Below are 23128 nucleotides of genomic sequence, written 5' to 3'. Positions count from 1 at the left end.
AAACATGTTGCCAGATAGGTTCATATTTTAGCAGATGCCAGATCACAGCCCGCCAGCCACCCGCAGCAGGTACTTGCCATAGGCGCTCTTGACGATTGGCTTGCCAAGACCCTCGAGCTGGGTCGCGTTGATCCAGTTAAAACGGAAGGCGACTTCCTCGGGGCAGCAGATCTTGTAGCCCTGACGTTTCTCAATGACGCGGACATAGACCGCGGCGTCCAGCATGTTGTCGGGGGTGCCGGTGTCGAGCCAAGCGAAGCCGCGGCCCATCTTCTTGACGTGCAACGCGCCGCGCTCAAGATACACTCGGTTGACGTCGGTGATCTCCAGCTCGCCGCGCGCCGACGGCTTTATGTTGGCGGCGATGTCGACCACGTCCTTGTCGTAGAAGTACAATCCGGTAACGGCCCAATTGGAGCGCGGCTGCGACGGCTTTTCCTCGATCGATAGCGCGCGGTCGGTGTCGTCGAACTCGACCACGCCGTAGCTCTCGGGATCACTGACGTGATAGGCGAACACCGTGGCGCCGCTCTCCTGCTTGGTGGCGCCCTGCAGCAGGTCGGTGAGTTCGTGCCCGTAGAACAAGTTGTCGCCGAGCACCAGCGCCGAGGAGTGCCCGTCGACGAAATTCGCACCGATGATATAGGCCTGCGCCAGGCCATCCGGGCTCGGCTGCTCGGCATAGCTGAACGACATACCCCATTTGGCGCCGTCGCCGAGCAACTGGCGGAATTTCGGTAGGTCGGCGGGGGTCGAGATGATCAGGATGTCGCGGATGCCGGCCATCATCAGCGTCGACAAGGGATAGTAGATCAGCGGCTTGTCGTAGATCGGCAACAGCTGCTTCGACGCCGCGATGGTCATCGGATGCAGCCGGGTGCCGCTGCCGCCCGCCAGGATGATACCCTTGGTAATTCCGCTCATAATTTTATTTCCCCTGAAATTCCGGTAGCAGGCGTGCGACGGTCGCCGGCAGCGAGTCCCGCCAGTGCGGCAGGCGGACGTCGTGCGCCTGCGCCATCAGCGCATTGTCGAGACGTGAGTTGGCCGGCCGCTTCGCCGGAGTCGGATAGGCCGAGCTCGGGATCGGGATGACGCCCGCCGCCGGCCCACCCCGTTCGCGGGACGCGGCGAAGATCGCCTCGGCGAACTCCGCCCAGGTTGTGTCGCCGCCGCCGGTCATGTGAAAGGTACCGCGCAGTTCCGGCGCCTCTCGGCGCGCGAGCAGGTTTTTCGTCACCGCGATGACGGCGTCAGCGATGTCGAGCGCATTGGTCGGCGTGCCACGCTGGTCGGAGACCACCGAAATCTCGTCGCGCTTGCCCGCCAGCGTCAGCATGGTGCGGACGAAATTCTTGCCGAATGGGCTGTACACCCAAGCGGTGCGCAGGATCGCGTGATTGCCAGTGGCCGCCGCGACGGCGCGTTCGCCGTCGAGCTTGCTCTGGCCGTAGACGCCGACCGGGCCGGTCGGGTCGGTCTCGCGATACGGACGCTGCAGCGTGCCGTCGAACACATAGTCGGTGGACAGATGGACTACGGGAATGCCGAGTTGGGCCGCGGCGCGCGCCACGGCGCTTGCTCCGGCGCCATTGACCGCATGGGCCAGCTCCGGTTCGGTTTCGGCGAGATCCACAGCGGTATAGGCGGCGGCGCTGACGATGGCGTCGGGACGCAATGCCAGCAGCGCGGCTTCGACGGCGGCGGGCTGCGCCAGGTCGACCTCGGGGCGGGCGACGAGGTCGAGCTGGATGCCGGCGGCGGCGGCGCGTTCCAAAAGGGACTGCACGACCTGACCGTTTCGTCCGGTGACGGCGATGCGCATCGGGCTACTCAAAATAAGTAGGAAGTGACTTGAAGGCCGGCTGTCCGGCGTCCTTGTCGGACAGCATGGCGGTGCAGCCGTTCAGCGGCCAGTCGATCGCTAGATCGGGATCGTCCCAAGCGACGCCGAGATCGTTGGCCGGCGAATAATAATTGGTCACCTTGTAGAGTACGTGGGTGTCGGGTTCGAGCGTGCAAAAACCATGGGCAAAACCAATCGGGACCAGCAGTTGCCGAGCATTTTCGGCTGATAAGGTTTCGCCGACCCATTGACCATAGGTAGGCGACGAGCGCCGGAGGTCGATGGCGACGTCGAAGATACTGCCGCGCAACACGCGGATCAGCTTATCTTGCGCCGCCGGATGGCTTTGGAAATGGAGGCCGCGGATGGTGCCGGTCTCGACCGAGGACGACTGGTTGTCTTGGACAAATTCTAGTTCGATGCCGTGCTCGTGAAAGCGGTTGCGGTTGTAAGTCTCGGAAAACGAGCCGCGCGCATCGCCGAATCCTTTCGGCGTGATTAGCTTGACGGCCTCGATCCTGGTCCGCGTAACGGTCAACATGCGTGCCCCACTCGGTGCTAGAATTGGAAGATGTACCTAGACGGCGACGCCGAGTCGCTCGCCGCGGTAGCTGCCCGAGCGCACGCGCTCCCACCAGTCGCGGTTGTCGAGATACCACTGCACAGTCTGGCGCAGCCCGGTCTCGAAGCTATGGCGCGGCTTCCAGCCAAGCTCCCGGGCGATCTTGGCGGCATCGATGGCGTAGCGCGCATCGTGACCGGGGCGATCCGTGACGAAGCTGATCAGCTTTTCGCGCGGGCCGATTGCGGCATTGGGGGCGAGTTCGTCGACCAGTGAGCAGATCGACCGGACCACGTCGATGTTGGTGTGCTCGTTGTGGCCGCCGATATTGTAGCTCTCGCCAAGCGCGCCGCGTTCGGCGACATGAAGCAGCGCTTCGGCGTGATCGTCGACATGCAGCCAATCGCGCACATTTTCGCCGGCGCCGTACACCGGCAGCTTCTTGCCTTCGAGCGCATTGATGATGGTCAGCGGGATCAGCTTTTCCGGGAAATGATAGGGACCATAATTGTTCGAGCAGTTGGTCATCACCACCGGCAGGCCATATGTGTGGTGCCAAGCCCGCACCAAGTGGTCGGAGCCGGCCTTGGATGCGGAATAGGGAGAGTTCGGCTGATATGCGGTGTCTTCATAGAAGAATCCGGTGGCGCCGAGCGAGCCGAACACTTCATCGGTGGAGATGTGATGGAAGCGAAACCCTTCCTTGCGCTCCGCCGGCAGCGCCCTCCAATGTGCCAGCGCGGCCTGCAACATGGAGAAGGTGCCGACGATGTTGGTCTGGATGAACTCGCCGGGGCCGTCGATCGAACGATCGACATGGCTCTCCGCAGCCAGGTGCATTACCACGTCGGGTGAGAATTCGGCGAAGATGCGACGCATTTCTTGGGCATCGACAATATCGGCGCGTTCAAAGCCATAGCGCGGATCGGTCGACACGCCGGCCAGCGATTCTAGGTTGCCGGCGTAGGTTAGCTTGTCGACGACCAGGACCTGATGGTTCGTGCCTTCAATCAGCCGACGTACTACGGCGGACCCGATAAACCCGGCGCCTCCGGTGACAAGGTATCGTTTCGTCATTATTGTATGCCAATAAGAATTATTAATGTGATAAACAATAGCTCGTTAGGTTTGCTATGTCACTGCGTCGGGTTGGATACTGAACGTTTGAGTTAATAGCAGACGGAATGTGTCACAGAGAGTACGGAATGTGACACACAGAATAACGGGTTGGGCGGGGAAAAAATTGGCGGTGCTGGCCCAAAATCTATGCACGGCAGGGCTATGTGGGCCCTACCAAAGAGGCGAGGAAACAGTGCCATGGCTGATCGCGCTATCAGGATCAAAAATATCCGGACCGACATGGGCATTTTGCTGGAAGAAATCCGAACCGAGATATTTGAACAGCCGTTTCAGAGGATGTCAGCCGCCGATGTGCATTGCCTGAACGAGATCGTGCATGGGCTGCAGCGAAATTTGACGGAGCTGATCGAGCAGCTGGACGGTGTGGGCCGAGACAGATTGCGGGCGGTCCCGGCCCGGTGCGAACTTCTGCCTCGCTGATCGGCAGGTACCGTTGACGCCTCAATCAAATTAGCCGCGCGACATGTAATTTTCTACGCAAAAACGTGTCTGGATATGAATCTCATCCTATCCCAAATTTGGGGCGCCATGGCAGGAGGACCCACGCACCCGGATTGCGCAGCGATTTCGGGTTTTGTTTGAATGGTTCCCAAACCGTACGACGCAGTGCAAGACACCGTCAAAGGAGAGCAAGGCGCGATAATTTTTGCATCAAATCTAATCCATCGCCCAGGTTTCGTTCGGCTGCATGGCAGCTTTTCGATCATCCCGCAGCTTGGCCTTCACCCGTAGTTTCGGCGTTTTGTTGCGCAATTGCAGGCCTAATTCACGATAGATGCGCTGTGTTTTGTTCTGGCCGAGTTGCCATCCCTCACGCCGCAGCAGCACATGAACACGCCGGTAGCCGTAGCGTATCCGCGTCTGGCAAATCTCTCTGATCCTGATCTCCAGGCTGGCCTGATCGGATCGACGCGATTTGTAGTGATAGGTTGAAGTGTCGACCTCGAACGCCCGGCAGGCGCGCCGGATAGAGACGCCCCATTCACAACAGATCCCGTCAACGAGCTTGCGCTGGCGAACAGGCCTCAAATTTTTCGGCGGATGACGTCCTGCAGCATCTCCTTGTCCAGCGACAGGTCGGCCACGATCCGCTTCAGCTTAGCGTTCTCGTCCTTGAGTTGCTTCAACCGCCGCATCTCGGTCGGCAGCAAACCATCTTATTTTTTCTTCCAGTTGAAGTAGGTCGCCGCGCTGATCCCCGCCTTCCGGCAGATGTCCGCCACCGGCATGCCATCAGCGCCCTGTTTCAAGATGAGCGCCTTCTGGGCCTTCGAAAATTTCGATGCCTTCATCGCTCTCCGCTCCTTCCAGCCGGGGAAGTCTAGCGGAAAACTCTAGCCATAAGTGGTCCAGTTTGCGGCTCAGATCAGCCTCCTGAGCTTACTTTCGGGCGCCGGAATCCACTGGCTGCTCCGGTGATCCTACTCCTGATCCGGGCGTTCCGATCGGTTGACCGTTGGCAGAATGGCCGACGCCGACTCCCGGTGCGCTGACCGTGTTTGGCGACGAACTCGGCAAGGTGCTCGATCCATTCACTGCAGACTGTGCACTTGACGCCGATCCTGTGCCCGTAGGCTGTGGTGAATTCGTAGTCGTGGAAGTCCCAGACGTATTGTTTTTAAACTGGGCACCAGGCGTGGTTGGAACTGCTGTTGATGTTCCTCCAGTCGCTCCCACGGAAGCGCCGTTCGCGGATCCCGACACACCAGCCGAACCGCCGCCTGCGGCACCCCCGCCGGCGCCTCCACCGGCCCCTTGAGCAAAGGCTGGTGCCGCTGACGCGAGAAGCGCCATAATGAGGATCACGTTTTTCGAGGCCATAGCCGTCTCCCTTCGATTGAGCCGGGACAATCCGCGAAAACTACCGTTAGTTCCGCGGTAGCGAATTTGACCCCTGCGCTCTTGCAGAACCACTATTCGCGCATCATCCAAGGCCCGGTGAGGACGTCGAGGCGCCGACGATAAAGCCTCACGAAGGCCCCCACGGCCCCAATGGCGATAATAGCTCCGATTAGCCAGATCATCGATCGACTCCACAGCGTTGATGCATGCGCCACCGGGCAGGTGAATGCCGCAATTGAAAGCTTTGGTTAACCCTACTGGCCGTACCCACGTGCTCTTGCACAACGAGGCAGGCGGCCGTGAAACGACCGCCTGCTTGAAGTCATCGGGTTGGGGCTGTGCCCTGCGCGGCGCCGGCATTACGGGCCGCCTGTTCCGCCGAATTACTTGCAGGAGCAGCCGGTGTGACGCCTATGTTTGTCGAACTCAGCGAGTTATTGGCGGCGGCGCCGGGGCTGTTCGACATGCCGGTGCTCAACGATGGCGAAGGGTTCGTGGTCGACGTCGATGACGTACCGGCAGCACCCGCGTTGCGAGCGCCTTGAGCGGCGTTGTTGGAGGCCGGAGCAGAAGTTCCGGGATTTGTTTGTGTGTTGGTGCCTATTCCGGAACCAGCCGAGTTGCCGCCAGCGGCCGTGCCCCATGCTGGATCCGGCAGATGTTCCACCAGCAGCTGTACCAGTTCCTGACGACGCTGCGCCGGACGATGCCGAACTACCGGCATCAGACCCGCCGCTGCCGCCGCCGGCACCACCACCTCCTACGCCGCCGCCTTGTGCAAGGGCAGGGGCGTCGCTTGCGAGGAGCACTGCAACAATGATCGCGATTCGTGAGGCCATGACCCATGCGCGGCAAGGCTGACTCAGTCCATCCTCTTGAGATAGCTACTGTGCAGGCGACATGGTGTAATCCGGCCATCGAAGCAGACCATGATCGCATTCTTGCTGACGCGTTTTCCAGCGATCCTCACGACAATACCTGTCCGATCGCGCATCTTTGGACTTCTCTGTCTTCCCAGCTCGCTTAGCTCAACTCGATCGCCGGGTGACAATTGCATAGGGGTGATCCGCTCTGTGCAGGTGCTAGGACCAAAGCTGTGTTGAGTCGATTAATACACGCTTAATGTAGCGCAGGCGCCGCACCCCGACCGTTCCAAAAGCGTCACCGATGTCACCGCAACCGGTGCTTAGGTCCCGGATTACCGAAAACCGCACCGTTCCGCTAGATAACACCTCCGCGGTCGCGCAGACAGCCGCGGGCCGGGGCTTAGCCATACACTGACATCGCCGTGAGGGCGCTGGCGACGGCGATGGCGAGCGCGACGAAGCCGCCGAGCCCGATCAGGAACCCTTCGAGAGTACACATCACCGCACCTCCGACGGTTGAAGCCTATTTCTGTCGTTTCACGCATCGCAAGAGTCGGATCGCGCAGTTCCGGGCCTGAAAGGGCGCGGGCGACAATCTGAATCTGATCACCAACCAGACCTCGCCGGCACCGCCGGTGCGGTCGCTTCCGCATGGAGAAGTGCAATGCCGATCAAGCTCATGGCCGAGGCCGTGCGGGCAATCTTCCCGCGTGCGCCGCAGGCGGTCGTCGATGCCTCCGTGGCGAAGCAGGACGTGCTGACCCGCGCCGGCATCGACGGCACCAAGACCCGGCTGGCGTATTTTCTCGCCAATATCGAGCACGAGTGCGGCGGGTTCACGATTCCGAACCTGACGGAAAGCCTGGCCTATACGGCGGCCCGGATGGCTGAGGTGTGGCCGAACCGGTTCAACCGCGGCAAGGACGCGCGTGGTAATTTTATCCCGGACCCAAGCAAGGTGACGGCGAAGTACGGCACCGGCCCGGGCTGGCAGAAGGCGGCCTTCGACGACATCTACGGCAGCCGCATGGGCAACCGGCCGGGCACGTCCGATGGCTCGACCTTCATCGGCCGGGGCGGGCCGCAATGGACGGGCAGGGACGGCTACGCAGCGCTGGAACGCCTGACCGGCCTGCCGGCGGTCTCGACCCCGGCGATCGCCTCAAGGCTCGACATGCAACCGGAGATCTGCGCGGCGTTCTGGACCTGGAAGGGCCTCAACCGCTTCGCCGACGCCGGCGACTTCGTCGGCTGCGTCAAAATCTGGAACGGCGGCACCAACGGCTTGAAGGATCGCCAGAGCCTGATGGCCGGCAACGACCCGATCCTGAAGCGGCTCGGCGCGCTCGATGCCGTCGCCGTCATCCTGCCGCCGACGCCGGTGCCGGCCGCGGGCGGCGTGCGCTGGGTCCAGCAGGCGCTGAACAGGCTCGGCGCCAGGCTCGAGGTGGACGGCGTCGCAGGGCAGCGCACCACGGCCGCCTTGAAGGCGTTCCAGGTGGCCCAAAGCCTCACCGCCGACGGCATCGTTGGCCCCGCCACGACCGCCGCGATCAACATGGCGCTGGCCCAGGCGGCCACGCCCGCTCCGGCGATCCCCGGATCCGGCCCGATCGTCGTGCCTGACATCACAGTGCCGCCGGCCGGCACCGTGAAGCCGGGCCTCGCGTCGACGTTCTGGGGCCGCGTCGTCGACCTGTTCAAGCCGAAGGCCTGACATCATGGACCGCCATCACGGGCTGCCGCGCGCCTTCGACCTGTCGCGGCTATCGTATTTCCTCGACTTCGCGCTGGTGCCGCTGGCGGCGGTCTGGCTGCTCGTGACGTCGCCGGATCCGCTGTGGCGCACCCTGGCGCTGGCGATCGCCGGCGTGCTGGTCTGGACGCTCGCGAAATACTGGATCCATCGCCTCGTGTTTCATGGCCGCACGCCGTTCGAGCCGATGCACCAGATGCACCATCGGCTGCCGAAGGACATGATCGGCGTGGCGAGCTGGGGCACCTTCGCCAGCTTCGCCGTTGTCTGGCTCGGCTGCGGCGCGGCGTTCACCGCCGGCTTCATGCTCGGCTACCTCATCTATTGCGCGATCCACGTCCGGATGCACCACGGCGATTCCGCGCGGTTCGGCCGCTACACCGCATTCATGTTCCGCCATCACGCCGGGCATCACCGGGGCGGGCGCGGCAATTTCGGCGTGTCCGTCCCGGTGTGGGACTGCGTGTTCGGCAGCTATCGAAAGGCATGAAAATGAAGATCGCCATCTATGTCGCGCTGGCCGCGATCCTGCTGTGGTATGTGCTCGGCGGGCGCGCCTGGCTGAAATCGAAGCCGTGGGCGGAGGGCTTCTTCGCCGCCATCGAGCCGATCGAGATCCTGCTCTACCGCAAGTTCGAAACGATCCTGTGGGCGCGGCTTAAGATGCTGGTCGGCGTGGTGCTGACCGTGCTGATCTATCTCGGCTCGCTCGACCTGACGCCGATCATGCCGTTCGTGCCGCAGCAATTCCACACGCCCTCGTGCAGGCGCTCTACAACCTGCTGCCGATGCTGATCACGCTGGTCGGCATGGCCGACGAGAAGCTGCGCAACACATCGACCATGCCGATCGAGCTGGTGGCGCTGCCCGACAAGGTCGTCGCGGACAATCCATTTGTGGCCGAGGCCGTCGCCGTGGTCGCCGAAGCGAAGGCGGCCTGACCATGCTGACAGCTCTCGCGGCCCTGCCGGCCATCCTCGGCGCGCTCGCTGGCATGGCTGTTACAGAACGGGTCGGCTCACAGCTGCTGTTGAGAGCACTTCAAAGCTTTTCCACCTTTAGTATGGAGGCAAGCGCGGAACTTTTCGGGGTATTGCCAAGCGTATGCCCAATTTCCAAGGCCCGCGGAACGAGCTGTTTCTTGAGCTTCTGCGTAACGCCCATTTGAATACTTCGAGTAGTCGATCGCCCATCCCGATTTGACCAACCACTCTCCAATGTCGACACCGCCAACCAGACAGGTTGCCACTGGCCGCCGGTACCTATCTCTGCTCAATTCAGTGCAAGATACGGTCTGGTGGGCAATAAAACCTGCCAACGCATTCGCGGCGAGCGCGCCGCAGCGAACATTCTTACCAACCTTGTCGAAGCAGACCTGAGGCGACTCGACCGCATCGACGCCCCAGATCCTGATGCGAGTACCGTGCATCTCAATTGTGTCGCCGTCGGAAACCACCACCTGTCCGACAAAGTCAGCAGCCTCGGAGACCGCGGGTGATGTTAGAAAAATCAACAAAGCCACCATGTGAAATCTTGAGATCAAAATGCACCCTTCAGGCCTGAGGGGATTCAATATTACAAGCACGAGACTTCCTGTCTAGGAATACCTCAGGTGTCGCCGCAGCCGCCCGACGTTCCGCCGGAGCATATAGTCTGGCACAGCGCTCTTGCAGAATTAGCCAAATCTGACCATCGCCGAACGGCGTCGACCGGAAGCGCCAAGAAGGATTCCGAGAAGGTGAGCCCGTCGTTTGACGGCGGCTTGCGTGCGATCCAGCGCCGCGCTTATTTCGATCAGCGAATGTCCCGCTACGGCAAGTTCCCGCAAAAGCGCGTCGCCATCAGTCGTCCAAGGTCGTTTTCTCAAAATTCACCTGCGTAAAGCGGCGAGACTACAGACCAATATGGGTGTAGCGCAAGACCGGCGCGCTCCTGCAGAATGTGACGCGGTGACGGTCTGCCTCCTTGTCGACCGACGGAGGTCTAGCCGTTACCGACAGACATGATTTCATCGTAGGCGGCCTGGTGCTTCACGTAGAGCGACAGCAAGCGGTCGGGTGACGGGGTGTCCGAGCCGAGAGGCGCGATGCTGTCAAGGCTTTCGAATTCCTTCGTTTCCTCGGGCGTCAGTCCGACGAGTACGGACGTGCCGGCCTCTGTAATGTAGCGCCGCGGGTACATCGAAAAACTCCCCTATCAGGCGTCAATAGGTCCCACTTGGAAATATCTCGCAACTGCAGAATGACATTAACGTAACTTGTCAGGGTTACTGCCACGCCCAGCGCTCTTGCAAAACCAGCGTGTGCGCATGTGAAGGCCGGGCCCAGCCCGGCCTTTGGCATTTGTAGGGACGTTATTTTCCCCGCCGGATCCCCGCCTCATGACCCTTGCCCGAACTGCGCTGCGCCTGTGCGTGGCCGCCTGCCCTAGATCAGATTTCGCTCAGTCGTACTGTAGTCCTTCATGCAGAGGACCGTATCGCGGTGTCCGGCCTGCGCCGGGTGCTTGCTGCCGCTATCGACAAGATCGGTCCAGAACTCGGCGATCCCAAAGATGTTAAATTCACCGTCGAGACGCGGGATGTTAATACTCACCCAACTGTGACCCCATGTTCTAGCGAAGCGCCCGGCTAAGCGCTTGATCCTGCTTGAGAGAGCATATTGACCCCGGAGCCGATCGGAGCTCGGACCCCTCGCCGAATCACATTCCAGCTCTCGCAAGAAAGCTTGTCGGCCTGCCGCAGCAGGGCCTCGCCACGCGTCCGCATCTCGGCGGCCTGGTCGGCGAGGATCCTGGTCATCCCTCGCGCCACGCGAAGCTCCTTCTTCAGCGCCTTCCGGTCGCCGCCAGACATGAGGGTCGGATGGTGCTTCGGCGACATCTCACGGCGTGTCGTAGGACGGCCAACAGCCATCGTCCTCATGGCTGCCCGTGCGCATCTGGCAGCTGTCGTTGAGCAGTCGCCGGCCGACGTCCTTCCAGACCGCGTGCTGTCCGTAGAGCCGCTGCGCGTCGGTTGTTTGGATCTCCACGATGCGGTCGCAGCGCCGGCAGGAGACCCTCAGGACGTGGCGCGGGATCTCCGACAGCCGGCGGTTCTGGATGGGCACGCCTGGCCTGGCCTTGGCGACGGGGGCCGACAGCACGGCGTCCCAGTATGCGTCAGGCATCGGATCGCAAGGACCGGCGGGCGTCGCCGGCGCACGGCCAACCCCGGTGTTTTCCCTAGCCGCGCCAAGCGCATCGCGCCTGTTTCCGGGCTGTTCAACCCCAGTAGGCGCGGCCTGCATCCGGCGGGCTGTCTCCTCGGCGCGGGCCTGCTTTTCGGTTGGAAATCGCCAATCGGCGCATCTTCGGCTTGCCATGGCGGCGTCCTCTCTCGGTGATGTCGATTAAGAACATAAAGAGAACATCGGAGTCGAGTCGGAACCTTTAATGGCAAGCGCGTCATGGGAAGTTTTGCGCAAAAGATTGCCCTTCCGCGTTGCGGGTTCCCGTCAGATTCTACCTCCGACGGCCCCAGCAGGGGCGGCACGCTGAAACCGAAAACCCGCTAGCGCGACAGCAGAAATTCACGGGAGACGACCATGGATGACAAGAAGGCTCGCTCCGACGCCGTCCGCTTCGCTGTGGCCAATACCGAAATCGAGGGCGGGCAGGTCCTACCGGAGACCGAGTCGGCGCTGGACGAGTGGGCGCACGGAGAGATCGACGACGACGAGCTGATGGAGCAGACGCTCAAGAAGTTCGGGGCGGGAGCCTGAGTTGTCCACAGGCGAGCCGTGTCAGGTTTCAAAATATCTGACCCAAAGCTGACCCGCGCCTAATCTGACCCAGTTTGGGGCAGAAAAAACAAAGGCCCCGAAGGGCATTTTATTTAATGATAACAAGATGGTGGGGGAAGAAGGACTCGAACCTTCGAAGTCATAAGACGGCTGATTTACAGTCAGCTCCCTTTGCCACTCGGGACACTCCCCCGCTCCACGCCATCGACCTCAGCCCGCCAAGAAGCGGCTGGACGGCCATGGATGACGCTAAAACGAACGCCCGATGACGGGCTCCCGGTTGGCGGTTTATTGGGGGAAGGGCGGGGCAAAGTCAACCGAGCCGGCGATGAATCTGCCGGCAACCGATTAACGGGAACCGGCCCCGCATCCCCCAGCCTGAATGTACCAAACCGGCTTCGCCAGCCATTATGCGGCTCAACCTTCCGGTGCCAACGGGCTGGCATGCTGGCACGCCAATGGCAGCCTCGATTCGGCCCTACGCCAGCGCATTGTTCGCGATCACCTGCCGATAGAACTCCGCGCTCAGCTTCGGCGTTCGTTGCTGTGTTTCAAAATCGACATGGACCAGCCCGAAGCGTTTGTCGAACCCGTCCGACCATTCAAAATTGTCGATCAGGCTCCACTGAAAGTAGCCCGCGACGGGCACGCCGTCGGCGGTGGCGCGTTGTAGCTGGGTCAGATAGTTGCGCAGATACATGATGCGGTCGAGATCGGCGATGCTGCCATCGGCCAGCACACGGTCGGTGGCCGAGGTGCCGTTCTCGCTGATATAGATCTCCTTCACGCCCCACACTTTGGCGACGTTGCGCGGCCCCCAATACATGGCTTCAGGCCCGACCCGCAGCCAGTCGGATTCCATATGCGGAAACGACGCCGGAAACGGCAGCAATGAAAAGCCGGCCGCCGTATCGCTCGCCGTCACGTAATGCTGCGGCATGTAGATGTTGAGGCCGAGGAAATCGAGCGGCGACGCGATGACCTTCATTTCCTCGGCGGTGAAGCGCGGCGCGTCGGCGCCGGCATAGGCGAGGAAAGCGTCGGTGTAGCGGCCCTCCAGGATCGCGGTGAGATAGCCGGCATTCATCTCGCGGGTGGCGATTTCGGAAGCGCGGATATTGGCCGGGGTCTCGATCGCCGGAACGCAGGAGACGACGTTTTCCGCAAGGCCCACGCGGGTGCCGGCGCGGCCTTGCGCACGGATCGCCTGCACGGCGAGGCCATGACCGAGCGCCACGTGATGGCGGATCTGGTTGAGCACCGGCTGCGGCCGCTTCAGGCCAGGCGCCAGTTCGACCGGGCCTGGGCCGTAGCCGAAGTCGATGAAGGTGGCGGCTTCGTTGATGGTGAAGACGTTCTTGACGCGATCGGTGATCTTCGACGCGACGTAGCCGGCGTAGTCGGCAAAGGCCCTGGCGGTCTCGACGGACTCCCAGCCGCCGAAGCGGTCCTGTAGCGCCTGCGGCAGGTCCCAGTGATACAACGTCGCAAACGGTGTGATGCCGTTGGCCAGCAATTCATCGATCAATCGGTTGTAGAAGTCGAGTCCTTGGGGATTGGCGGCGCCGGTGCCGTCGGGAAATACCCGCGGCCAGGCGATCGAGAAACGATAGGCGGTTGTGCCCAGCGCCTTCATCAGCGCGACGTCTTCCTTGTAGCGGTGGAAGTGATCGCTGGCGCGGTCGCCATGCGCGCCGCCCCGGATCTTGCCCGGTATGTGCGCGTAGGTGTCCCAGACCGAACGGCCGCGTCCGTCTTCAGTCGCCGCGCCTTCGATCTGATAGGCCGACGTGGCCGTGCCCCAGACAAAGCCGTTCGGAAACGACCTGGTTGCCGGCTTCTTGTCCGCAAGAGCCATCGCCGGCGTGGCGGCAACGGCTCCCACCGCCAGCGCGCTGCCCGCCAATCTTCGTCGTGTCAATTGATAGGTCAACGGGTCTCCAGTCGGTCAATCGTTCGCCAGATGCGGGCGGCTTAGCGTGCCGGTCAGATGGGCACACCATAATAGTCGTCAAGGCCCTTGGTGCGCGTCGTATCCGCCCAATTCCATTCGCCGTTGGCGGCCTTCGGCGCGCCCTTGATCTGGTCGATGGTCACCAGGGTCTGGTAGCCGCCGAGTTCGACATTGTACTTCAGCGACGGCCACGGCAGCGGATAGTGATCGTCGCCAATGCCGAGAAAGCCGCCGAACGACACGACGGCGTAGGATACCCGGCCGCTGCTCTTCTCGATCATCAGGCGCTCAATGCTGCCGATCTTGTTGCCGTCGGCGTCGAACACCGCGGAGCCCTGTACCTTGTCGCTGCCGATCAGGCTGACGGTTTCGTCTTCGTTGGTCATGAGGTTTCTCCCTGTGCGAATGCGCGAGAAGAAAACCTGTGGTCGCTACAATCGTTCCGGCCTTCACGGCACTGAAACATTATGCCGCGCGTGCATTAGCGACGCCTCGTTAACCGCCGCGAATCTTTTGCTATTTATCTTGTTGTCTTTCGTCGCGACATGCGTATACTTTTTTTCTTCGGCACAGCGTCGCGCTATGTTTAGCGCGCGCCGCGTTACATAGCATCCATGTCAACGGGCCCGTCTTCTTAGGCGGGCCGTTGCCATTTGAGGGGGCCTTTTGCGATGACTCGCTCCAACCGGATCGACCATATACGGCTGACCTCGCACCCGGCGCCGGGCGCGAAACACGACTTTCCGATCCGATGGGGCGCGCCTGATGCGCGCGAGCGCGGGCCGGTGATTGGTACTGTGTCGCGGCCACAGGATCGCAATGTGATAGGCACGCATGGCGGCTCCTATTCGGTGTATCGCGCACTCGCCGTCTCCTCCGGCGCGCTCGATCCGATGCGTCGGCCGGACCTCACCAATACGTTTCCCGCGGCCACCATCGGTCCGTTCGAACAGTGGATCGATCCCGCGAAGATCGTTTCGCTGGATCCCTTCGGCCATCTTGTTGCCGAGAATTTTGCGACCGAGATCGCCGAGGGTGTGGACATCCGCCCGAGCATCGCTATCACCCGTGCGCGGCTCGATCTGATCGAATTGCAAAGCGCGATCGCCGCCGGCCGGCTGAAGGTCGATAATGACGTCGTGCATGCCAATGGCAGTGTGTCGGTCGTGAAGATCGCGATCGATCCGGTCTGGCATCTGCCGGGACTGGCGGCGCGCTTCGGCACCACCGAGAACAATCTGCGCCGGCAATTGTTCGAACAGACCGCGGGCATGTTTCCCGAACTGGTGACGCGGCCCGACTTGCACGTCTTCCTGCCGCCGATCGGCGGCATCACGGCCTACCTGTTCGGCGACGTGACCAAGCTGCCGGACCACACCACGAAAATCACCTGCCGCGTCCATGACGAATGCAACGGCTCCGACGTGTTCGGCTCCGACATCTGCACCTGCCGGCCCTATCTGATCCATGGCATCGAGGAATGCGCCAAGGCCGGGCAGGCCGGCGGTCTCGGCGTCATCATCTACAACCGCAAGGAAGGCCGCGCGCTTGGCGAGGTCACCAAATTCCTGGTCTACAACGCGCGCAAGCGCCAGGAAGGCGGCGACGCCGCCGCGCAATATTTCGAGCGCACGGAATGCGTCGCCGGCGTACAGGACGCGCGCTTCCAGCAATTGATGCCGGACGTCATCCACTGGCTCGGGCTGAAACGGATCGACCGTTTCATCTCGATGAGCGACATGAAGCACGATGCGCTGACGAGCCAGGGCGTCGAGATCGTCGAGCGGGTCTCGATCCCGGACGACATGATCCCTGCCGACGCGCATGTCGAGATGACCGCGAAGAAGGCCGCGGGCTATTATTCGCCGGAGCCGGTGCTGCCGCAGGATCTGCAGGACTCCGTTGGCCGTTCACTGGAAAAATATTGAGAGCTTTGCGGTGAATTCCTTGTCTCCGGATACCTCGGCCGCTCTGTCGCTCTTGTCCGCCCGCGCGGTGCGCGAGCGGGCGCATCGTCTGCTGGCGATCGGCCTCGACGACAAGCTTGCCCACTTCCGCATCGACCTCGGCCGCATGGACGCCGCGGTGGACCTCGTGCTGGCGACGACGCGCGCGGCCTATCCCTCGCTCGACGTGCCCTTCCATTCGCGCTGGCGGCATTTCGTCACCGGCGGGGACAACCGTTGGGCCGCGCTGGCCGACGCGACCGCCTGGAAAGACAAAGCCGCGCGCGCGCGCGCCGAGTTCGATCTCGCAATCGTCAGCGTCTTTCTGGATGCCGGCGCCGGTCCAAGCTGGCGCTATCAGGATCCGAAAACCGGGCAGGCGATCGGCCGCTCGGAAGGGCTGGGGCTGGCCAGTCTCGCGATGTTCGCCAGCGGCGCGTTCTCCGCCGATCCGGCGCAGCCATTGCGCGCCGACGCCTCGGTTCTGCAGAAGCTCTCCGTCGCCGATCTGCAAAACGGCATGCAGGTTTCCGACGCCAATCCGCTGGTCGGCATCGAGGGGCGCGCCGACCTGCTGCGCCGGCTGGGCTCGCTGGTGGCGTCGAAACCGGACGTGTTCGGCATGATTGACACGCCGCGGCCCGGCGGGCTGTTCGACCAGATGGTGATGCTGGCGCATCAAGGCAAGCTGCCGGCGCCGACCATCCTCTCGGTGCTGCTGCAGCGGCTCGGCCCGATCTGGCCGTCGCGGTTGACGCTCGGCGGCATCGCGCTCGGCGACTGCTGGAAGCACCCGGCGCTGAAGTCCGACGATGCGACCTCTGAACTGATGCCGCTGCACAAGCTCTCGCAGTGGCTGTCCTATTCGCTGATCGAACCGCTGCAGATCGCGGGCATCGAGGTCACCAATATTGACGGCCTCACCGGTCTCGCCGAGTATCGCAATGGCGGGTTGTTCGTCGATATCGGCGTGCTCAATTTTCGCGATTACGCCGACGCGGAACGCGAGCATGACGTGTCCTCGACGCTGGTGGTGGAATGGCGTGCGCTGACGGTGGCGCTGCTCGACCGCCTCGCCGAAGGCATCCGGGAGAAGCTGCAGCTTGACGCGACCTCGCTGCCGCTGGCCAAAATTCTCGAGGGCGGAAGCTGGGCCGCCGGGCGCGTGCTGGCGCGCGAACGTCGCGCCGATGCCTCGCCCCCCATCAGGATCATCAGCGACGGTACTGTGTTCTAATCGAAGGAAGTGCAATGGACGGCGTTACGATCGTTACCCACCCGCTGGTGCAGCACAAGCTGACGCTGATCCGCGACAAGACCCGCTCCACCAAGGGGTTTCGCGAACTGCTCAACGAGATCGGCATGTTGCTGTGCTATGAGGTGACGCGCGACCTGCCGCTCACCGACGTCGAGATCGAGACGCCGCTGACCAGGATGACCGGCAAGGAAATCGCCGGCAAGAAGCTGGTGTTCGCGCCGGTGCTGCGCGCCGGCCTGTCCTTCGTCGAGGGCATGATCGATCTGGTGCCGTCGGCGCGCATCGCGCATATCGGCCTGTACCGCGATCCCGAGACCTTTACCGCCGTCGAATATTTCTTCAAGGCGCCGACCAATCTCGAGGAGCGGCTGGTCATCGTGATCGATCCGATGCTGGCCACTGCCAACACCGCGGTGGCGGCGATCGACCGCATCAAGGAGCGCGGCGCCCGGGACATCCGCTTCGTCTGCCTGCTGGCGGCACCCGAAGGCATCGAGCGGCTGCGCGGCCATCACCCGGATGTGCCGATCTGGACCGCGGCGGTCGACGAGAAGCTGACCGACCACGCCTATATCTGGCCCGGCCTCGGCGATGCCGGCGATCGCGCTTACGGCACGCGCTGACGGCAGGATGCCGCGAATTCCGCCAGCGTGACGGGCTCGCGTCCCAGCAGCCAGCGCAGCACGTTGGGATTGCCCTTCAGCCCGTCGCCAGCATAGCTGACGAACATTTTCGTCAGCGCTGTCACGGCATGCTCATCCATCCCGGCGATACGCGCGCGCGCCTGCCATGCCTTGACAGATTCGGCCTCGGCCCGAACCTCGCGCCCGAGGGCGGCGGCAAACGCTTCGGCAACATCGATCGGGCTCAGCGGCGACGTGCCGGCCAGTTCGTAGGTGGCATTGGCGTGGCCGTCCTCGGTCAGCACTTTTGCGGCGACCTCGGCGATATCGCCGAGATCGATCAGGCTGAGCGGCGTCTCAAGCGGGTAGGGCACGCGGTACACGCCGTCGGTCGTGATCCGATCGAGTTCGCTCAGGATGTTCTGCATATAGGTGGTGGGCTGCAGGATGGTCCAGTCCAGTTCCGAACTGTACAGCATCTCCTCGACGCGCATCTTGGACCAGTGGTGCGGCATCACCTCGACATGCGGGTGCAGCACGGAATGATAGACCAGCCGCGGCACTTCGGCGGCCTCCGCCGCGGCGATCACGGCGTCGGCAAAAGCCACTTCATGCAGGCTGACATTCGGACAGACGTGGTAGACTGCGTCTGTCTCGTGCATCGCGCGCAGCAATGCGGCGTCGTCGTCGAGCGCGCCGATCACGACATCGGTCGCGCCGAGCCGGAGCAGCGCCTCGCGTTGCGCGGCGCTGCGCACAAACGCACGCACCGATGCGCCGCGCGCCGCCAGCGCGGCGATGATGGCCCGGCCGGTTTTGCCACTGGCGGCGGTGATCAGGATCATGGCGGGTTCCTCATGCGGGTCAGTACGAGCAGCCGATTCGGGCCAGCGATTTCCAGCAATTCACCGGCTTTCGCTGCAAGGTCAAGCGGCTCGTCCATGAACGCGCCGGCTTTGCAGGGCGGCGCGTTTTCGGTTTGCCGCGCGATCCAGTAGCCGTTGCGCCATACCCGCGCCGTGGCGTGCATACTGGCGTTGCGCAATGCCGTGACGCATACTGCGTTCCGAACGATCGACCGCTGTAAGGCTGTGGCCCTGGTTGATTTCAGGGCCGCTTGCCGGCCGAGCCTGGAAGTGATGACTGATGCGTGATGTGATCGTTGTCGGCGGAGGTTCGGCCGGTGCCGCCGTGGCTGCCCGTCTCTCCGAAGATGCCACCCGGCGCGTATTGCTGCTGGAGGCCGGTCTCGACTGGCGCGCCGACGAGGCGCCGTGGGAGATCCGCACGCCGAACCCGATCCCGATCATTCACCGTCGCGAATTCCAGGAGAAATGGCAGTGGCCGAATCTCCTGACGCGGCGCGTCGCGGAGCAGGAGCCGCGCTTCTACTGGCGCGGCAAGGGGCTCGGCGGGTCCTCGATGATGAACGGCCAGATCGCGATCCGCGGCGTCGCCGACGCGTTCGACGAATGGGCCGCCAATGGCTGCACCGGCTGGTCGGCGAAAGAAGTCATGCCGCTGTTTTCGGTGATCGAGGACGATTTCGAATTCGGCGACCGTCCCGGCCATGGACGCGGTGGTCCGCTGCCGATCTACCGCGCGCCGCCTGAGAAGTGGGGCGAGATCGATCGCGGGTTGCGCGATGCCGCGCTCGCGTCGGGTTATCACTGGTGCGACGACGTCAACGGTCCGGACGGCGAGGGCGCCGCCTGCTATCCGATCAACAGCCGCGATAGCCGTCGCATCACCACCAATGAGGCCTATCTTGAGCCGGCGCGCGGTCGCGCCAATCTGGAAATCCGCGGCCGGGTGCTGGTCGATCGCCTGATCCTGACCAATGGTCGCGCCACCGGCGTCGTGGTCCACGCCGAAGGGCAGGGCAGCACGGAGATTCACGCGCGCGAGATCGTATTGTGCGCTGGTGCGATCCACAGCCCGGCGATCCTGCTGCGCTCGGGCATCGGCCCGGCCGATGAATTGCAGGCGATGGGCATTGAGGTCGTGCAGGACCTGCCGGTCGGAAAACACTTTTTCGATCACCCGCTGCTGCGCGCCACCGTGCAACTGCGCGAGTAATTGCGCCCGTCCGATCCCGACACCCGCCACACCAATTGCTGCGTGACCTATTCGTCGGGGCTGGCCGATGGCGGCAGGCGCGACATGATCCTGGTCGCCTTCAACCACCGCGGCATCGGCGTGCCTGGCGCGGTGGCGGCCGGCCTGTTCAACGCTTTTTCGCGCGGTACGCTGAAGCTCGCCTCGCGCGACGCGTCGATCGATCCGGTGGTCGAGGAAAACATGCTGGCTGACCCGCGCGACATGCTGCGCATGGTCGATGCCGTCAGGCGCATGGCGGTGCTGTCCACCCAGCCGGCGCTGGCTGGCATCGCCGACTGGATCCGTCTGGCCGACACCGACCTCACACTGCCGCAGGCGGCGGCGCTGCCGACCGCCGAACTGGAAGCGATCCTGCGCCGCGAGACCGGCGACATCCAGCACGCCGCCGGCACCTGCCACATGAGCGGCTTTGCGGACGCAAGTGGCGTGGTCAATCCGGACGGCACCGTGAAGGGCATCAAAGGGCTGCGCGTGGCAGATGCCTCGATCATGCCGTCGGACTGCCGCGCCAACACCCACCTCACAACGGTGGTGATCGGCGAATATGTGGCGAAGATGATGAAGCAGGCGATGGCGAAAGCCGAGCCCGCGATGGTGGTGTAAGCCGAACCTCATGTCGGCGAGAGTCGGAGTGAGGGAGATCAAAGCTCCGTCATTGCAAGGTCAGGGAAAGCCGTTCGGCTTTCCCCTTAGCGAAGCGACGCGGCAATCCAGAAACCACAAACTCCGCAAGAACTGGATTGCTTCGTCGCAAGGGCTCCTCGCAATCACGATCGAAGCGACCGAGCTGATTGCACGAGATTTACCAAGAAGGAAGTTTCATGACCACCACCCACGAACTCCAGATCACCGAGTGGCTGGCCTCGCAGAGGCAGCCGATGATCGACCTGCTGCGCGACGTCGTGAACATCGACTCCGGCTCCTACGACAAGGAGGGCGTCGATGCGGTGGCGGCGCGCTTCGAGCGGCATTTTGCCGAGCATGGCATCGAGAGCTGGCGCGAGCCGCATGAGGTCTATGGCGACGCTCTGCATGCGCAAATCGCCAAGCCCGGCAGCAACGAGAAGCCGATCCTCTTGATGGGCCACCGCGACACCGTGTTTCCGAAAGGCGAGGCGGCTCGCCGCCCCTTCACCATCGAGGGCACGAAGGCCCACGGCCCGGGGATCGCCGACATGAAGGCGGGGCTCGTCATCAACGTGTTCGTCGCCGCTGCCCTGCAGAAATTCGGCGTCGCGCCGTTCCCGATCCGGATCCTGATCACCGCCGACGAGGAGATCGCCTCGCCGTCGTCGCGCCCGATCATCGAGCGCGAGGGCCGCGCGGCGCGCGCGGTGTATAATTCCGAGCCGGGGCGCCCGACCGGCAACATCTGTACCAGCCGCAAGGGCGGCGTGTTCATGCGCTTCGAGGTGTTCGGTCGCGCCGCGCATTCCGGCAATAATTTTGCCGACGGCATCAGCGCGATCGGCGAGCTCGCGCACAAGATCGTGGCGATCCATGCGCTGACCGATATCGCCCGTGGCATCACGCTGAATGTCGGGCTGGTGCAGGGCGGCCAGTCGATCAACACCACGGCGCCGCACGCCGAGGGCCAGATCGACCTGCGCTATGTCGAGCCCGCCGACCGCGCCACCACGCTGGCGGCGATCGAGCGGATCATGGCGACGCCGACGGTGTCCGGCACCACGGCGAAGCTGCATCTCAACGGCGAGTTCCTGCCGCTGATGCAGAGCCCGAGCTCGAAGGCGCTGTTCGACATCTATCGCGGCGCCGCGGGCGATGCCGGCCTGCCGACGCTCACCGGCGAATTCGCCGGCGGCTGCGCCGATTCCGGCTTCACGGCCTCGGTGGGCACGCCGACCCTGTGCGGCCTCGGCCCGGTTGGCGGCAATGTCCACACCGCCCAGGAATGGCTCGACCTCGACAGCATCGTCCCCCGCGCCACCACGCTGGCGCTGGCGATCCTGCGCAGCGAGGCGAAATAGCGCGAAATCGCCGGTTTTGCCGCCGCCGGGGAGGCAAATTGCCGCCTTGCGGGTGTTGAGGCGAATCCGGCGACGTGATACCTGATCGCCAGCGCGGGTGTAGCTCAATGGTAGAGCAGCAGCCTTCCAAGCTGAATACGAGGGTTCGATTCCCTCCACCCGCTCCACTCCCCTATCATGCTGCGTTGATGGCCGCTTCCAGCCGATCGAAGGGCGGCCGCATGTCGCAGACGCGGAGGGCGATGGCGTTGCCGATCGCCGCGGCGACGGGATCCGCGGCGCATCCGTCGGGGCGTTCGACGATGGTGGTCTAGACTCGCCCGGCGCGCCATCATGGCTCAGGCCTTCGATCGTGACGATGTCGCGGTTCGCCACCATGTACAGCGGCGTGGTGCAGGACTGGATCGGCCGGCGTCCAGCAGCACCGTGCAGGGCGCCGCAATTGCCTTGCGCGCAGCCGGCGCGCATTCCCTTCAGATCGAGATCTTGCCGCAACGCCATTAAATTTTGCGCGCAGATCCTACTTCTTCAGGAACTCGCCCGTCTGCAATCGCAGCCAGTGCATGAAGCTGCGAGCCTTTCGGCCGAGCGGCCGATGTTTCGGCCAGGCGACGTAATGCGCGAGCTGGCGTTCGAACGGCGCGTTGAACAGCGGTATCAGCGAGCCATCGTTGATCTCGTTGCGCAGCAGATAGAGCTGGCCCATGGCCACGCCGACGCCCTCGACCGCGGCATGATAGGTCAGCACGGAGCTGGGAAAGCTGATTCCGGCGTCGGTCAGGAGATCCGGACGGTTCACCGCCATCAGCCAGTCCGGCCAGTCGGCGCGGCGGTAGTGGGAGTGCAACAGTTGCACGCGGCGGAGGTCGTCGGGTTCGACCATCCGGTGGGACTTCAACAGCTTCGGGCTGCACATCGGCTGGATCAGGTCCTTGAACAGTAGCTCGCATTCCACGTTCGGCCAGTGGCCCGCGCCGAACTGGATGGCGAGGTCGACCTTGTCCTTCTCGAAATCGATCGGCGCCACCACATTGCTGATGTTCAGCTTGATATGCGGATAGGCGACGTAGAACGAGGGCAGCCGCTGGATCAGCCATTTCGCCGCGAAGGTGGTGTAGACGCGGATCTTCAGCGGCTCGGCGCGGCCCGTCGTCATCAGCCCCGCGGTGGCGTTGGCGATGATCGCGAAGGCCGGCGCGATCTGGCGCTGGAACTGCTCGCCCTCCGAGGTCAGCCGCAGACCCTGCCTGTCGCGCTCGAACAGTCGCACGCCGAGAAAGCTCTCCAGCGTGTTAATCTGCCGGCTGATCGCCGGCTGGGTGACGCGCAGCTCCGCCGCCGCGCGGGTGAAGCTGAGCAGCCGGGCGGCGACGTCGAAAACATGCAGCGGATTGAGCGGCGGCAACATGGCGGTGCACCATTACAAAAGGTCATGACTTGA

25 protein-coding genes, 2 tRNA genes and 2 pseudogenes are annotated in these 23128 nt (G+C 63.2%); 14 read left to right on the top strand and 15 right to left on the bottom strand.

The window, feature by feature from the left end; all coding sequences use genetic code 11:
• Positions 1-42: 42 nt before the first annotated feature.
• Genes rfbA through rfbB form a run of 4 tightly spaced genes read right to left on the bottom strand, consistent with a single transcriptional unit; the run spans position 43 to position 3485 of the window.
• Positions 43-924, bottom strand: a complete 882-nt coding sequence (gene rfbA / locus FIU28_RS16745; RefSeq protein WP_143574342.1) for a glucose-1-phosphate thymidylyltransferase RfbA — start codon at positions 922-924, stop codon at positions 43-45.
• 4 nt (positions 925-928) lie between these two features.
• The gene (rfbD, locus tag FIU28_RS16740; RefSeq protein WP_143574341.1) at positions 929-1825 is read right to left on the bottom strand and encodes a dTDP-4-dehydrorhamnose reductase; all 897 of its coding nucleotides are present in this window, start codon (positions 1823-1825) and stop codon (positions 929-931) included.
• Positions 1826-1829: 4 nt separating this feature from the next.
• Positions 1830-2387: a dTDP-4-dehydrorhamnose 3,5-epimerase gene (gene rfbC / locus FIU28_RS16735; protein WP_143574340.1), complete on the bottom strand. Its 558-nt coding sequence runs from the start codon at positions 2385-2387 to the stop codon at positions 1830-1832.
• A 36-nt stretch (positions 2388-2423) separates the two neighbouring features.
• Positions 2424-3485, bottom strand: coding sequence for a dTDP-glucose 4,6-dehydratase (rfbB, locus tag FIU28_RS16730; protein WP_143574339.1), 1062 nt, complete (start codon positions 3483-3485; stop codon positions 2424-2426).
• Between the two features lie 240 nt (positions 3486-3725).
• Here rfbB and FIU28_RS16725 point away from each other — a divergent pair, with 240 nt between their 5' ends.
• Positions 3726-3968 carry a hypothetical protein gene (locus tag FIU28_RS16725; RefSeq protein ID WP_143574338.1) on the top strand — a complete coding sequence of 81 codons (243 nt, stop codon included), beginning with the start codon at positions 3726-3728 and terminating at the stop codon, positions 3966-3968.
• 240 nt (positions 3969-4208) lie between these two features.
• On the opposite strand, the pseudogene FIU28_RS16720 reads toward FIU28_RS16725, so the two are convergent.
• Positions 4209-4840 (bottom strand): annotated as a pseudogene (locus FIU28_RS16720) (transposase); the annotation flags it as partial.
• Between the two features lie 954 nt (positions 4841-5794).
• Between FIU28_RS16720 and FIU28_RS26505 the strand changes: the two are divergent.
• The 5 genes from FIU28_RS26505 to FIU28_RS16695 all read left to right on the top strand — a co-directional run bounded on the left by FIU28_RS26505 (position 5795) and on the right by FIU28_RS16695 (position 8953).
• Positions 5795-5935, top strand: a complete 141-nt coding sequence (locus FIU28_RS26505) for a hypothetical protein (protein ID WP_168209947.1) — start codon at positions 5795-5797, stop codon at positions 5933-5935.
• A gap of 985 nt (positions 5936-6920) precedes the next feature.
• Positions 6921-7973, top strand: coding sequence for a peptidoglycan-binding protein (locus tag FIU28_RS16710; RefSeq protein ID WP_143574336.1), 1053 nt, complete (start codon positions 6921-6923; stop codon positions 7971-7973).
• Positions 7974-7977: 4 nt separating this feature from the next.
• Complete coding sequence (locus FIU28_RS16705; protein ID WP_143574335.1) at positions 7978-8502, top strand: sterol desaturase family protein; 525 nt, start codon at positions 7978-7980, stop codon at positions 8500-8502.
• Between the two features lie 2 nt (positions 8503-8504).
• Positions 8505-8807 (top strand): hypothetical protein, encoded by a 303-nt coding sequence (locus FIU28_RS16700; protein ID WP_143574334.1) that lies wholly within the window; start codon positions 8505-8507, stop codon positions 8805-8807.
• A complete protein-coding gene (locus FIU28_RS16695; RefSeq protein WP_143574333.1) occupies positions 8774-8953 on the top strand; it encodes a hypothetical protein in 180 nt (59 codons plus the stop codon). The genes FIU28_RS16700 and FIU28_RS16695 overlap by 34 nt, the downstream gene beginning before the upstream one ends.
• A 77-nt stretch (positions 8954-9030) precedes the next feature.
• On the opposite strand, the gene FIU28_RS16690 is transcribed toward FIU28_RS16695, so the two are convergent.
• Complete coding sequence (locus FIU28_RS16690; RefSeq protein ID WP_246660706.1) at positions 9031-9537, bottom strand: thermonuclease family protein; 507 nt, start codon at positions 9535-9537, stop codon at positions 9031-9033.
• Positions 9538-9624: 87 nt separating this feature from the next.
• On the opposite strand from FIU28_RS16690, the gene FIU28_RS16685 reads away from it, so the two are divergent.
• Positions 9625-9894 (top strand): hypothetical protein, encoded by a 270-nt coding sequence (locus FIU28_RS16685; protein ID WP_143574332.1) that lies wholly within the window; start codon positions 9625-9627, stop codon positions 9892-9894.
• A 101-nt stretch (positions 9895-9995) separates the two neighbouring features.
• Here the strand turns inward: FIU28_RS16685 and FIU28_RS16680 are convergent, their stop codons facing one another.
• The 3 genes from FIU28_RS16680 to FIU28_RS27365 form a co-directional block, all read right to left on the bottom strand.
• A complete protein-coding gene (locus tag FIU28_RS16680) occupies positions 9996-10193 on the bottom strand; it encodes a hypothetical protein (protein ID WP_143574331.1) in 198 nt (65 codons plus the stop codon).
• A 245-nt stretch (positions 10194-10438) separates the two neighbouring features.
• Positions 10439-10606, bottom strand: a complete 168-nt coding sequence (locus FIU28_RS26500; protein ID WP_168209946.1) for a hypothetical protein — start codon at positions 10604-10606, stop codon at positions 10439-10441.
• Between the two features lie 288 nt (positions 10607-10894).
• On the bottom strand, positions 10895-11182 hold the full coding sequence (locus FIU28_RS27365; RefSeq protein WP_368039448.1) for a hypothetical protein: 288 nt from the start codon (positions 11180-11182) through the stop codon (positions 10895-10897).
• A gap of 417 nt (positions 11183-11599) precedes the next feature.
• Between FIU28_RS27365 and FIU28_RS26495 the strand changes: the two genes are divergently transcribed.
• Positions 11600-11776, top strand: a complete 177-nt coding sequence (locus tag FIU28_RS26495; RefSeq protein ID WP_168209945.1) for an antitoxin VbhA family protein — start codon at positions 11600-11602, stop codon at positions 11774-11776.
• 128 nt (positions 11777-11904) lie between these two features.
• Here FIU28_RS26495 and FIU28_RS16665 read toward each other — a convergent pair.
• The 3 genes from FIU28_RS16665 to FIU28_RS16655 all read right to left on the bottom strand — a co-directional run bounded on the left by FIU28_RS16665 (position 11905) and on the right by FIU28_RS16655 (position 14137).
• Positions 11905-11990, bottom strand: a tRNA-Tyr gene (locus FIU28_RS16665).
• Between the two features lie 285 nt (positions 11991-12275).
• On the bottom strand, positions 12276-13730 hold the full coding sequence (locus FIU28_RS16660) for a GH1 family beta-glucosidase (protein WP_168202963.1): 1455 nt from the start codon (positions 13728-13730) through the stop codon (positions 12276-12278).
• A gap of 53 nt (positions 13731-13783) precedes the next feature.
• Positions 13784-14137 carry a PRC-barrel domain-containing protein gene (locus tag FIU28_RS16655; protein WP_143574328.1) on the bottom strand — a complete coding sequence of 118 codons (354 nt, stop codon included), beginning with the start codon at positions 14135-14137 and terminating at the stop codon, positions 13784-13786.
• Between the two features lie 285 nt (positions 14138-14422).
• Between FIU28_RS16655 and FIU28_RS16650 the strand changes: the two genes are divergently transcribed.
• The 3 genes from FIU28_RS16650 to upp are packed head-to-tail and all read left to right on the top strand — an operon-like array spanning position 14423 to position 17578.
• On the top strand, positions 14423-15679 hold the full coding sequence (locus FIU28_RS16650; protein WP_143574327.1) for a GTP cyclohydrolase II: 1257 nt from the start codon (positions 14423-14425) through the stop codon (positions 15677-15679).
• A 19-nt stretch (positions 15680-15698) separates the two neighbouring features.
• Complete coding sequence (locus tag FIU28_RS16645) at positions 15699-16934, top strand: URC4/urg3 family protein (protein WP_143576233.1); 1236 nt, start codon at positions 15699-15701, stop codon at positions 16932-16934.
• Between the two features lie 14 nt (positions 16935-16948).
• On the top strand, positions 16949-17578 hold the full coding sequence (gene upp, locus FIU28_RS16640; RefSeq protein WP_143574326.1) for a uracil phosphoribosyltransferase: 630 nt from the start codon (positions 16949-16951) through the stop codon (positions 17576-17578).
• Here upp and FIU28_RS16635 read toward each other — a convergent pair.
• Together FIU28_RS16635 and FIU28_RS16630 are read right to left on the bottom strand one after the other, a co-directional pair.
• Complete coding sequence (locus FIU28_RS16635) at positions 17563-18423, bottom strand: SDR family oxidoreductase (RefSeq protein ID WP_143574325.1); 861 nt, start codon at positions 18421-18423, stop codon at positions 17563-17565. The genes upp and FIU28_RS16635 overlap by 16 nt on opposite strands.
• Entirely contained in the window at positions 18420-18608 is a 189-nt protein-coding gene (locus tag FIU28_RS16630; RefSeq protein WP_143574324.1) for a hypothetical protein, read from the bottom strand. The genes FIU28_RS16635 and FIU28_RS16630 overlap by 4 nt, the downstream gene beginning before the upstream one ends.
• A gap of 116 nt (positions 18609-18724) precedes the next feature.
• Here FIU28_RS16630 and FIU28_RS16625 point away from each other — a divergent pair.
• The 3 genes and pseudogenes from FIU28_RS16625 to FIU28_RS16615 all read left to right on the top strand — a co-directional run bounded on the left by FIU28_RS16625 (position 18725) and on the right by FIU28_RS16615 (position 21854).
• A pseudogene (locus FIU28_RS16625) lies at positions 18725-20302 on the top strand (GMC family oxidoreductase).
• Positions 20303-20520: 218 nt separating this feature from the next.
• Positions 20521-21687: a M20 family metallopeptidase gene (locus tag FIU28_RS16620; protein WP_246660705.1), complete on the top strand. Its 1167-nt coding sequence runs from the start codon at positions 20521-20523 to the stop codon at positions 21685-21687.
• A 93-nt stretch (positions 21688-21780) separates the two neighbouring features.
• A tRNA-Gly gene (locus FIU28_RS16615) sits at positions 21781-21854 on the top strand.
• Between the two features lie 353 nt (positions 21855-22207).
• Here the strand turns inward: FIU28_RS16615 and FIU28_RS16610 are convergent.
• The gene (locus FIU28_RS16610; RefSeq protein WP_143574323.1) at positions 22208-23095 is read right to left on the bottom strand and encodes a LysR substrate-binding domain-containing protein; all 888 of its coding nucleotides are present in this window, start codon (positions 23093-23095) and stop codon (positions 22208-22210) included.
• Positions 23096-23128 lie beyond the last annotated feature (33 nt).

Origin of the sequence: Tardiphaga sp. vice154 (assembly GCF_007018645.1) — a bacterium.
In the GTDB taxonomy this organism is placed as follows: domain Bacteria; phylum Pseudomonadota; class Alphaproteobacteria; order Rhizobiales; family Xanthobacteraceae; genus Tardiphaga.
The sequence above is the reverse complement of the archived record's forward strand: the minus strand, read 5'-3'. Positions and strand labels throughout refer to the sequence as shown.